Raw genomic sequence first — 13,302 nt, 5'->3', positions numbered from 1 at the left:
ATAAATTCATAATGGAGAATAGGTATCCAAAAACTATAATCGAATTATTTTGTCACCAAGCTCAGCAATCACAATCTCGCATTGCGGTATCTTTCAATGATAAATCACTTACATACGGCGAGTTAGACGAGCTATCTAACCAAGTAGCCCATTTGTTAATTGCAAGCGGCGTAAAACAGGAAACGCCCGTAGCAATATGCCTGGATCGGTCTTTGGAAATGATTGTGGGTATATTGGCTATACTGAAGGCCGGCGGAGCGTACGTACCTATCGATCCCGAATACCCTGAAGACAGAATCGCATATATGTTAGCCGATATAAAGGCTAACATCGTATTGAGTTCCAGTGATAGCATCGGACTTATTGAGAGCATCAGTAATGCTGGAGACGAGGCAATCAAGCTGGTCAATCTGTCAATCTCCGACTCGTACCTTAATCAGAAAAAAACACTTCCCGAAACGGCAACGTTACTATCCGCCAACAACCTAGCTTATATCATCTATACATCAGGGTCGACAGGGCGCCCCAAAGGGGTCATGATTACCCATCGGAACATAGTCAGGCTGTTTGTAAACGATACCCCACTTTTTGAGTTCAACGAAAATGACGTGTGGACGATGTTCCACTCATTTTGCTTTGATTTTTCCGTTTGGGAGATGTACGGCGCATTACTATTCGGAGGAAAATTGATCATCGTTCCGAAAAATGCCACACGTGATGCTAATCAGTTCGCAAGATTACTGGCCGACGAGCACGTTACCATATTGAACCAAACGCCCTCGGCATTCTATGTCCTCCAAGATCAAATATCGGCATTATCATCGCCCCTCCCATTGGATGTAAGGTATGTCATCTTCGGCGGAGAGGCCCTCAACCCGGCCAAGTTGAAGCCCTGGCACAGCTGGTATCCGGGTTGTAGTCTTATTAATATGTACGGCATCACCGAAACAACCGTACACGTAACCTATCAAGAAATCGAAGAAAAACATCTTGATAACACGACCAGTGTTATTGGGAAACCGATACCTACGCTATATACCCGTATATTAGATGAAAACTTAAGGGCACTACCGCCCAATACCGCGGGAGAACTTTTTGTGGGGGGCGACGGTCTAGCCAAGGGATACCTCAATCTCGAACAACTTACGGCTGATCGATTTATCCAAGACCCTTTCGGCGAAGAGGGCACTAGACTTTACCGGACCGGAGACCTGGTCAAACAAGCGGAAGATGGCACATTGGAGTATCTCGGACGAATAGACAACCAAGTAAAAATCAGAGGATTCAGGATAGAGCTCGGAGAAATCGAGCATACCATGCAACAGATTCCTGAGATTAGCCGCGGTATTGTCTCTGCTATAAAAACGGGACATGAAGACGCCCAACTTATCGGCTACTATGTCGCTAAGCAACCGCTACACAAATCGACAATCAATAAATACTTACGCAGGCGGTTGCCTGAGTATATGGTTCCTCAATTTCTTATAGAAGTCGACGCTATCCCGCTAACCAGCAATGGTAAGGTAGACAAAAACGCTTTACCCCTTCCCTATGCATCCCAATTATCGGGCACCACATATACTGCGGTAAAATATAAGACGGAACATACGATTGCAGACATCTGGAAATCACTGCTGAACGTCGAGCGGGTCGGAAGGGACGACAATTTTTTCGAACTGGGGGGCAACTCGCTATTGGCACAGAAAACCACTATCGAATTAAGGAGAGCCGGTTTAGACATTCCAGTACTCCGTCTTTACCAGTACCCTACGGTAAGACACTTAGCCCATTTCCTCGATGGAGGGAACAACGCTTACGCCACTAACGAAATCCAAACGGCAAAGCAGGCAACAAGCCCCGATAACGATGTTGCCATTATCGGCATCGCCGGTCGTTTCCCCGGTGCCGACACCACGGAGGAGTTGTGGAACGTCCTTGTCAACGGGAAAGAAACAATCCGATTCTTCGACGAAAATGAATTGGACCCATCGATTCCTTCGGCAGATCGGCTGTCGCCCGATTATGTCAGGGCGAGAGGTATCATCAACAATCCCACAGACTTCGATGCGTCATTTTTCGGCATCAATGCCAAGCAAGCGGAGCTAATGGATCCGCAACACCGCATATTTCTTGAGATTTCTTGGGAGGCACTGGAAAAATGCGGATACGTACCCCAGAAATTCGGTGGATCCATCGGCATATATGCAGGGTGTGCCAACAACACCTATTTCACCAATAATGTACTAGCCAACGGCAAATCGATTGAAAGAGCCGGTGGAATGCAAGTATTGACCGCTAACGACAAAGACTATATATCCAGCCGGGTTGCCTATTCACTCGATCTGAAAGGACCGGCGGTCACGGTGTTATCTGCCTGTTCAACATCGTTACTAGCCGTTGCCCAAGCCGTTGAAAGCATACGCCGGGGCCAGTGCGACATCGCGCTGGCGGGCGGTGCCTCGATAACCTGCCCGATTAACAGCGGCCATTTATATGAAGAAGGCGCCATGCTAAGCAACGATGGCCACTGCCGGCCGTTTGACCGCGATGCGCAGGGCACGCTTTTCAGCGATGGTGCGGGCGTAGTGGTTCTGAAAGACAAAAAGCAAGCAGAAAAAGACGGAGACACCATATATGCCGTAATCAAGGGTGTAGGTATCAGCAACGATGGCCGCGTAAAGGGTAGTTTTACAGCCCCGAATGCTGAAGGGCAAGCCAATTGCATCCGCATGGCCATCCGTGACGCCCAGGTGAACCCCGCAGATATTTCGTACGTAGAGACCCACGGAACGGCGACGCCTTTGGGCGACCCGATAGAAATCCAAGGATTACGGTTAGCATTCGGCAGCCAGGAAGAAGCCCAATACTGCAGAATTGGGTCCATAAAAAGCAATATGGGCCACCTCACGCATGCTGCAGGTGTTGCCGGACTGATAAAGACCGCCATGTCGCTCCATCATAAAAAGCTGGTCCCTTCCATCAATTACAGTGAGCCTAATCCAGCAATTGATTTCAGTGGAAGCCCGTTTATTGTCAATGACCAACTTAACGACTGGTCGCCACGTAATGGAAAACGAATTGCGGGTGTTAGCTCTTTCGGTGTAGGAGGAACCAACGTACATGTCATTCTCGAAGCACATGAAACCGGCGCAGACCAACTGACTCCACAGGAAGGCACCGGGAGCCCTTCCGATCTGCATATTATCAATCTATCGGCCAGAAACGAAACTTCGTTGCAGCGCTATGCCGACAGATTGGCGGAATTTATCAACCATAACCCCGATGTCCCGATACAGGACATCGCTTATACGCTGCAGCATCGGCGACAGGACTTTGAATACCGGAGTTCCATTGTGGCTTCCGATACCGGTGATCTGGTCAACAGCCTACAGACGCGCCCCTTGGAGATCCATGAGGCTGGTAAACACAGCGGGGCAATCACATTCATGTTCCCCGGGCAAGGTTCCCAGTTCCTGAATATGGGCAAGGAACTCTACGACCGTGAAAACGTATACAGGGAAGCCGTAGATGAATGCAGTACGGTACTCCTTGATATACTTGGAGAAGATATACGGGATATCATCTTCGTGGAGGCCGTAGACCGGGACGCTCAGGAAAATCTCAAAAACACAAAGTACACCCAGCCGGCTCTGTTTGTTACGGAATATGCATTGGCAAAACTATGGATAAGTTGGGGGATAATACCCACGGCGTTCATTGGCCATAGTATCGGTGAATTTGTTGCTGCGCATTTAGCGGGTGTTTTTTCGTTGGCCGATGTACTGAAATTAGTGGCTATCCGCGGGCAATTGATTTCCGGCCTTCCCGCCGGGAGCATGCTATCGGTCAGGGATAAAGCCAGCCATATCGCCCAATCGATGCCGGCCGGCGTATCCATGGCAGCTATTAATGCACCATCACTATGTGTAGTAGCGGGCGAAACCCCAAAGATCCAGGCGTTTTCCGCTCATCTCAACAACCTGGGAATTGCCAACAAGCCGTTGGAAACCAGCCATGCGTTTCATTCGGATATGATGATTCCCATATTGGACGAGTTCAGGGAATCCTTTAAAAACATCACACTCCACACCCCCAATAAGCCGATTGTTTCCACCGTAACTGGCACCTGGCTGAAAGACGATGAAGCAACGAGCACCGAATACTGGGTACGCCATGTACAGGCCACTGTGAAGTTTTCAGATGCATTGATTTTCCTCGAGAAGGAAATCAGCCCGGTCTTCCTTGAAGTAGGCCCGGGAGCTGTTGCCGCTACGTTAGCGAAACAGCACGGCAGCCACTTCATATCCAAGGCAATCGGCGGTATAAAAGCGGTAGATACACACCGCGAACTGTATAAAGCTGTCGGTAGTTTATGGGCATCAGGCATACCCCTGGATTGGAAAGCCTTGGCCCCTTCACCCGGCAACTTTACTGCATTGCCGACTTACGCATTCAATCGAAAAACATATTGGCTATTTCCAGCGGCAGCAGCAAAACCAATGGAAGAGGCAAATAATCAACCCATCACTTATCAAAACACCGCTACAGCCATCATGGACAAAAAAGAAGCACTCAAAGATAAAGTACGGTCGTTACTTGAAGAGGCCACTGGTATTGAGATCAATCCCCAAGCGAACCATACAAGCTTCATGGAACTTGGTCTTGATTCCCTATTGCTTACCCAGTTGGCCCTCACCATAAAAAAGGAATTCGGCGTTCCGGTCACGTTCAGGGGACTGAGTGAAACCTACGGGACCGTAGATACGCTTGCAACGTATTTGGATAAGACATTGGAACCCGGCGCCGGCGACACCAACCAACCCACCATGGCACCTGTACAGCAGCCGATAACCCCGGGGGTAACTGATGCAAACACTACTAGTTTCATTTTCCAACAGATTGCATTGTTATCCCAACAGATAGCTGTCCTCCAACAAAACCAGGCCGGCGTGCCCCACAATCCGGCACCGCTTAAACAGGCAGTACCAACCGGAGATGCCAGCACCCCACAAGAAAAGTGGAGCGCACTTACTCCCGAAGAATCCGTAGAGTTAAAAAAACCATTCGGTGCAACCGCTCGTATTGAAAAAACGTCACTGGGATTAACAGATGGGCAGCAAGCCTACCTAAGCACCTTCATAACCCAATATACCCAGAAGACCAATCGAAGCAAAACATATACACAAGAGAACCGGAGGCACATGGCAGACCCCCGCGTCGTATCGGGTTTCAAGCCCGAAACCAAGGAGATTGTCTATTCCATAGTGGTGAATAAATCGAAAGGCTCCCGATTGTGGGATATTGACGGCAATGAATACATCGATGTCTTGAATGGATTTGGTTCCAATTTCCTGGGGTATCAACCCGATGTAGTTAAGCAAGCCCTCTTACAGCAAATCGAAGAAGGGTACGAGATAGGCCCGCAACACGAAAAATCTGGGAAAGTCTGCAAATTAGTATGTGAATTTACGGGCTTTGACAGGGCCGCGCTGTGCAATACCGGATCTGAAGCTGTACTGGGTGCTATGCGTATCGCACGTACCGTTACCGGCCGGTCTACCATTGTAGCATTCACGAATTCATACCACGGCATCATGGACGAAGTCATTGCACGTGGCACAAAAAAGTTAAAGACATATCCGGCAGCACCCGGTATTATGCCCGAGGCAGTTCAAAATATGCTAATCCTGGATTATGGCACGGAAGAATCATTACAAATCATCCGGGATCGGGCGCACGAATTAGCCGCCGTGCTGGTTGAACCCATCCAAAGCCGCAGGCCCGAATTTGTACCTGTGGAATTCCTCAAAGAGTTGCGTACCATCACTGCGGAGGCTGGCACAACACTCATTTTCGACGAGGTCATTTCCGGATTCCGTTTCCACCCACGGGGTGCCCAAGGGCTATTTAACATCCAAGCCGATATCGCAACCTATGGAAAAGTAGCGGGCGCAGGTATATCCATCGGGATTATTGCCGGCCGTAAACCATTTATGGACGCATTGGATGGAGGTTTTTGGCAATATGGCGATGATTCGATACCCGAGGCAGGCGTAACTTACTTTGCAGGCACATTCGTGCGGCACCCCCTTGCACTGGCTACCACGGAAGCCTCGCTGGAGTACCTGAAAGAACAGGGGCCCCAATTGCAGGAGTCTGTCAATCGGCGGACAAAAATACTGGTAGATAAACTGAATTCGATATGCCACTATTATCAAGTACCCATATACGTCGCTCATTTCGGATCGCTTTGGAAGGTAAAATATCACAAAGAATATCCCTATAGCGAGCTATTGTTTGCGGCGATGCGGCTACGTGGCATCCATATCCAAGATGGATTCCCCTGTTTTCTGACCACGGTACATACTGATGAAGATATCGAACGTATCGCTCATGTCTTTGAATTATGCGTCAAAGAGTTGGTTGAAGCAGGGTTTATACCTACCACTTCCATCGCGCCCACCGATGACATATCCATTCCTCCAATCCCCAATGCGCGCCTTGGCAAAGACAAGCACGGCAACCCCGCATGGTTTATAGCAGATGAGAAAAATCCTAAAAAGTTCTTGCAAATCCAAGCAAACTAACTAGATAGGACATACGCACCATCCAACACCCATTGATTTCCACCTTACGGCAAGGATAAGGATATGCTATGCCCGAAAACAGGTGTAGCATAACCACTACAAATGAAAAAATGGAGGGCCATAAGTACTGCAAAAAACGAATATTCGCAATACTTTTGATTATACCTAATTTTGGGATGTTGCATTTGATATATGAAAAGCGATAAAAACGATACGATTATTCACCTATTCAATGAGCAGGCACTCAAGTCTCCTGATGCCCCTGCCGTGTTGGTCGGGCAGAAACAATTCACCTATCGAGAACTGAACGAAAAATCAAACCAGTTAGCTTACTACTTGATTGATTATGGCATAACGCCAGGTACGATGGTAGGCATCTGTCTCGAAAGATCGTTCGAAATGCTTATCAGTATCCTGGCTATATTAAAAGCACGTTGTGCGTACGTACCTATAGACCCTGAATATCCAACAGGCCGTATCCAATATATTTTAAAAGACACGGCGATGCCTATCGTTTTGACAACGCCGGGAATATATGAGGGGCTCGTAGACAGCGGCAATAACAACGTACACTATCAAAACATTGCATTAGAAGAAGACCAAACAACCGGCTGGCAGTCATTCCCAACACACAATCTACCTGAGCTTCCTCAACCGGGGGACTTGGCTTATGTAATCTACACGTCCGGTTCCACTGGAAATCCCAAGGGAGTCATGAACGAACATGGTGGATTATATAATAGATTGCTTTGGGCACAGGATTATTTTAAGTTAACTGCCCACGATACCGTTCTGCAAAAAACGACCTACTGCTTTGACGTTTCCGTATGGGAGCTGCTGTGGCCTATCTTGGTTGGCGCACGCATAGCCTTCGCTGCACCCGGGGGACATAAAGACAGTGAATACTTAACACGTGCTATCGTCGAATACGATATTACGACGATTCATTTCGTTCCCTCCATGCTGGAAATATTTTTACTCGATTCCGTCGAGCATTTAAATAATAAGCTAAAACGCGTGCTATGCAGTGGAGAAGCACTTACAGCACATCAAATCTCCCTATTCAGAGAGAAACTGCCTCATGTACCGCTATTCAACTTATACGGCCCTACCGAGGCGGCCATCGATGTCACTTGCTGGGAAGTGCCTGATCATTTCGAAACGGTGACTATTGGCACGCCAATCGCGAATACGCACCTATATATAGTCGATAACCAACTTAACCTACTTCCAACCGGGGAAACCGGAGAATTATGCATTGGAGGGGTACAAGTAGCCCGCGGATACCTCAATTTACCGGAGTTAACCACAAATCGCTTCATACCGAATCCCTTTGACGAAGGGCGCATTTACCGGACTGGGGACCTTGCACGGCAGCTTCCTTCCGGCGAAATCGAATATTTAGGACGCATAGACAATCAAGTGAAAATACGCGGCTTCCGCATCGAACTAGGCGAAATAGAACAGGTGTTGGTAGCCGTTCAGGGCGTCAGGCAATGTTGTGTAGCGGTGTGGGAGGATGAATTTATCGGAAAGCAACTTGTGGCCTATTGGACCGGGGATGACAAGGCTACAAATGAGCAACTCATTTTGACGGAATTACAGAAAAAGCTACCCGACTACATGATGCCTGACAAATACATGCATCTAGAAGAACTTCCTCTTTCGGCTAGCGGGAAATTAGATCGTAAAGCGTTACCCATTCCCAATAGAAAACAAAACTCCACTTCAGATCCGCTTACAGTTTCCCAGGATCAGACCGAAAAGGACATCAAAAGTTCATGGCAATCAATCTTGGGACTGGAGTCGGTTCGCAGCACGGATAATTTCTTTGAACTGGGCGGGAACTCCCTGCTAGCCATGAAATTTGTCTCCAATTTCAAAAGAACGAGGGGCTATCGCTTGCCGATTGTCGACCTCTACCAATACCCGACACCCCAAAAATTGGCTGATTATATCCAAAATGGACGAACTTCACCCATCAACAGATCAAAGACATCACAAAAAGAAGGTATAGATCGTGCGGTCGCCATCATTGGCATGGCCGGCCGTTTCCCGGGTGCAAAAAATGTTGAAGAGTTATGGGACGTGTTACTTGCCGGAGAGGAAACGATCACTTTTTTCGAAGATCATGAACTGGACCCGGGCATCCCTGCCGAGTTACGCAATAGGCCGGAATACGTCAAGGCACGCGGCATAATCGACGAGGCCGAGTGGTTCGATGCAGCAGTTTTCGGCATCACGCCCGTAATGGCCAGACTCATGGACCCGCAGCAGCGGATATTCCTGGAGATTTGCCGGGATGTTTTGGAACAAACGGGCTATCTCGTCAAAAAGGACCAATATACCATAGGTGTGTATGCCGGTTCAGGTAATGCCACTTACTTTGCTAATAACGTACGCCACCATCCGGAAGAAATCTCCAAGATTGGAGAATTCCAAACGATGCTGTTAAACGAACGGGATTATATCCCAACCCGTGTGGCCTACCAACTCAACCTCAACGGCCCCGCGGTTGCCATAAATACCGCTTGCAGCACATCGTTGGTGGCGGTTGCGCAAGCTGTGGAATCTATCCGTAGTAAGCAATGCGACATGGCCATTGCCGGAGGCGTCTCCATCACGATACCCATCAATAGCGGGCAGCTTTTTGAAGACGGAGCGATGTTTAGCAAAGACGGGCACACACGGACCTTCGATGCCGACGCTACAGGTACCGTTTTTAGTGACGGTGCAGGTGTTGTGTTACTAAAGCAGCTCGAAGCCGCACAAGCTGACGGCGACACGATCTATGCCGTCATCAAGGGTGTCGGCATCAGCAACGACGGTGGCGGCAAGGGTAGTTTCATGGCTCCCTCCTCAGAGGGGCAGGCGCATGCCATCCGCATGGCAATTGACGATGCCGACATAGACCCAAATGATATCGGCTATATAGAAGCACACGGAACGGCGACACCGATCGGTGACCCGATTGAACTGCTTGGCCTAAAAATGGCCTTCGGAGAGACAACAAAAAAGCAATATTGCCGGATTGGCTCGATAAAAAGCAATCTGGGCCACCTCACCCACGCATCGGGTGTGGCGGGGCTGATTAAAACAGCGTTAGCGTTATACCATGGCGTCATACCTCCTACCATCAATTTTAAAAGTACACACCCGAATATTGATTTAGGAAACAGCCCTTTCGAGGTCAACGATACGCTAACTCAGATCGATACAAGCAAGAAATTCATCGCGGGGGTTAGCTCATTTGGTGTCGGTGGTACGAATGCGCACGTTATTCTAAGCGCAATACCCTTTACATCGCCACAAACAACGCCGCCCCCAGCTGTTGTAGGCCAACCTATCGTGGTAACGTGGTCTGCACAAACAAGCCAATCGGGTGAAACCTATGCCAAAAAGCTAGCCGATTATCTTGAGCGTAATCCACTCATTAAACCAGAGGAGGTTGCATACACGCTTCAGCAGACACAGGAAAGGTTCTCACACCGCTTCTCGGTTGCAAGTGTAGATCATACTCAGTTAATCCATCAGCTTCGCACAGGGCAGTTTCAACAACATGAATTGAAAGAACAATCCGACCAATTAGTTTTCCTTTTCCCAGGACAAGGAGCCCAATATATCGGAATGGGGAGCGATTTGTACCAGCGTGAGCCCGTATATCAAGAAGCTATTGACCACTGTGCAGACCTCCTGAAGAAAGAAATGGGTGAAGACATCCGCCCGATCCTTTTCCCCGCTACCGAACGTTCGTCCGACGATGCTTCCGCATTATTACGTGACACCTATTATACCCAACCGGCCCTTTTTGTTACGTCTTATGCGCTTGCACAGCTTTGGATGAGTTGGGGTATACAACCAACAGCATTCATCGGGCACAGTGTAGGTGAGTTCGTTGCCGCGCATCTTGCTGGGGTTTTTTCACTCGAAGATGCGCTCAAGCTTGTTGCTATACGGGGAAAATTATCAAAATCAGTACCAACAGGCAGCATGTTATCTGTGCGAGCTTCGGCAGAAAAAATCCGAACCATCCTCCCCCAAGGCTTATCTATCGCGGCAAACAATGCACCCCAACTATGTGTCGTTTCAGGTCCGGAGCATCAGATTGCCGAGTTTATCAATTTTCTGAAAGAAAAAGACATTCCCAACAAGCTCCTACATACGAGCCATGCATTCCATTCGGAAATGATGCGTCCTATACAACGCCCGTTTATAAACGCAATCTCCGACATACAACTTTCGCCCCCCAAGCTACCTATTGTCTCTACGGTAAAAGGCAATTGGCTGTTAGACGATCAAGCTACCGACCCGGGTTACTGGGCAGACCATATTGTCTCAACGGTACGCTTTTCCGACGCCATTCTATTTGCAGAGAAAACGTTTCTTACGCCGCCAGTATACTTAGAAGCAGGTCCGGGACAAGTCACGTCAACGCTCACTAGGCAACATGGTACAGGACTCTCCGGTCGCGTATTTTCGTCTATTACCCAAGCAGCAAACAACGAATGTCAATCTATCCGCGAAGCAGTTGGACAATTGGCGACCCGTGGTTTCGAACCGCGATGGGATCAACTTTATGGGTATTACCCTAAAGTGCTCAAAACTATCCCCACTTACGCTTACGACAAACAAGTCTTTTGGCTGGCTCCGGGGGACCACAAGGAAAGTCTTAGTGCAATTCCTCACAAAACAAATAACACGGTAATGGAAAAAGATCATCTAATCACGCGCATAAAGTCTATTTTAGAAGATGCATCGGGTATCAACCTATCTGAGGCTTCCTTAACAAGTAACTTTATAGCACTTGGATTTGATTCGTTACTATTGACGCAGGTAGCACAGCATCTCAAGAAAGCTTTCAATGTTCCCGTTACGTTCCGTATGTTGAACGAGGATTGCCAGAATTTGGAATTGCTTGCATCGTACCTAGCCACGAATATACCCCAAGAAGAGCAAAATAACGTTCCAACTCCGCAAGCCCAACCGATAGAGAACAATGCTATACCTCAAACGAATTCAACTCAAAATGGGCAACTTGATGCGATCAGCCTCATATCACAACAAATTAGCCTTATATCACAACAGATTGCGCTACTACAAGGCCACCACCCGCAATCGCCTGCTATAGCTATAACAGGACCGACGGATAAAAAAGAATTGTTGGTTCCTACTACCAAGATTGAACGCAAGTCGACGTTTGACGCATCAAGTAATATCCCAAAAGGAGCAATTCAACTGGATGACCGACAACATGTCGCTTTGAATAATTTTATTGATCGATATATACAAAAAACCGCACAGAGTAAATCTTACACGCAGGAACATCGCGACCATTTAGCCGATCCCCGTGCCGTTAGTGGATTCAGGCCCTTAGTCAAGGAGGTAACCTATCCTTTAGTGATCGAGAAATCCGATGGCTGTTATTTATGGGATCTCGATGGAAACAAATACATCGATACCGTAAGTGGCTATGGATCAAACCTTCTAGGTTACCAGAATGAAGAACTGAAAAATGCCTTACTGAAACAAATAGACGCAGGTTATGAGATCGGCTCACAGCATGAGAAAGCGGGCAAAGTGAGTAAAATGATCTGCGATTTCACAGGCTTTGATCGTGTGACATTTTGCAATTCCGGCTCAGAGGCGGTAACTGGGGCCATGCGAATCGCCCGTACCGTTACCGGGCGGGACAAAGTCGTTGTTTTTGCCGATTCAATCCATGGTAATTCGGACGAAATGCAGATTAGAGGAACCGGAAAACACCAACCCCTTCCAGCCTTTGCAGGTATCACATCCGAAGCTATCTCGAATGTAATTGTACTGGAATATGGCTCTGCAGACTCATTAGCCTACATCGAAGAATATGCGGACAATCTCGCCGCAGTATTAGTTGAACCCATACAAAGTAGAAAACCAGCCGGTATCCCCTTGGCTTTTTTGAAAGATCTGCGGCACTTAACGAACCGGTTAAATGTAGTATTGATTTTCGACGAAGTGGTTTCGGGCTTCCGATACCATCTCCAAGGAGCCCAAGGCTTAACTAGGGTAAAGGCAGACATCGCTGTATATGGGAAAGCACTTGGTGGCGGCTTGCCAATCGGAGTTATAGCCGGACACAAGTCGTTCATGGATTCAATGGACGGTGGTACTTGGCAATATGGAGATCAAAGTACCCCCGAAGTAGGCGTAACCTATTTTTCCAGCTCATTTTTCCGTCACCCGCTTGCACTCGCTTCTTCTTATGCTTTTTTGTCTTACCTCAAAGAGCAAGGGTCAAGTTTATTGGAAATACTAGATGAAAACACACGTATTTTAGCCGAAAAGCTCAATAGCATTTGCCAGGCATACCAGCTCCCCATCGTCGTTGAGCACTTCAGTTCGTTGTGGCAAATCAAATTTAAAGAAGACTCCATCATAAGCGACCTACTTTTCCTACTGATGAGAAGCAAGGGAGTCCATATCTGGAGTGGGCTCGCCTGTTTTATGACTACAGCACATACCAGTGATGATTTAAACGAAATTATTCGTGCGTTTGAAGAAAGTGTGCACGAGTTGACCAAGTCAGGTTTTATTGCCGTACGGAACCCTCTTGGGGAAGCATCGCTCCCACCTATACCCCATGCTCGATTAGGGAGAGATATTGACGGAACAGCTGCTTGGTTTGTACGAGACACGAAAAATCCAGAAAAATATCTAAAAGTAATTCCTGCTTAGC

General features: G+C 47.8%; 2 protein-coding genes. Both read left to right on the top strand.

Going from position 1 to position 13,302, the window contains the following annotated elements; genetic code table 11:
- Positions 1-11: 11 nt before the first annotated feature.
- Positions 12-6,587, top strand: a complete 6,576-nt coding sequence (locus NGM62_RS10195) for a polyketide synthase (RefSeq protein ID WP_262247678.1) — start codon at positions 12-14, stop codon at positions 6,585-6,587.
- A 192-nt stretch (positions 6,588-6,779) separates the two neighbouring features.
- The gene (locus tag NGM62_RS10190) at positions 6,780-13,301 is read left to right on the top strand and encodes a polyketide synthase (protein ID WP_262247677.1); all 6,522 of its coding nucleotides are present in this window, start codon (positions 6,780-6,782) and stop codon (positions 13,299-13,301) included.
- Position 13,302 lies beyond the last annotated feature (1 nt).

Origin of the sequence: Parapedobacter soli, from assembly GCF_025460835.1 — a bacterium.
Classification (GTDB): Bacteria; Bacteroidota; Bacteroidia; order Sphingobacteriales; family Sphingobacteriaceae; genus Parapedobacter; species Parapedobacter soli.
Note: the sequence above shows the minus strand (reverse complement) of the source record. Positions and strands in the feature narration are given on the sequence as shown.

Coding starts and splice junctions, on each gene's coding strand:
- NGM62_RS10195 (WP_262247678.1), top strand. CDS start 12: ATGGAGAATAGGTATCCAAAAACTATAATCGAATTATTTTGTCACCAA.
- NGM62_RS10190 (WP_262247677.1), top strand. CDS start 6,780: ATGAAAAGCGATAAAAACGATACGATTATTCACCTATTCAATGAGCAG.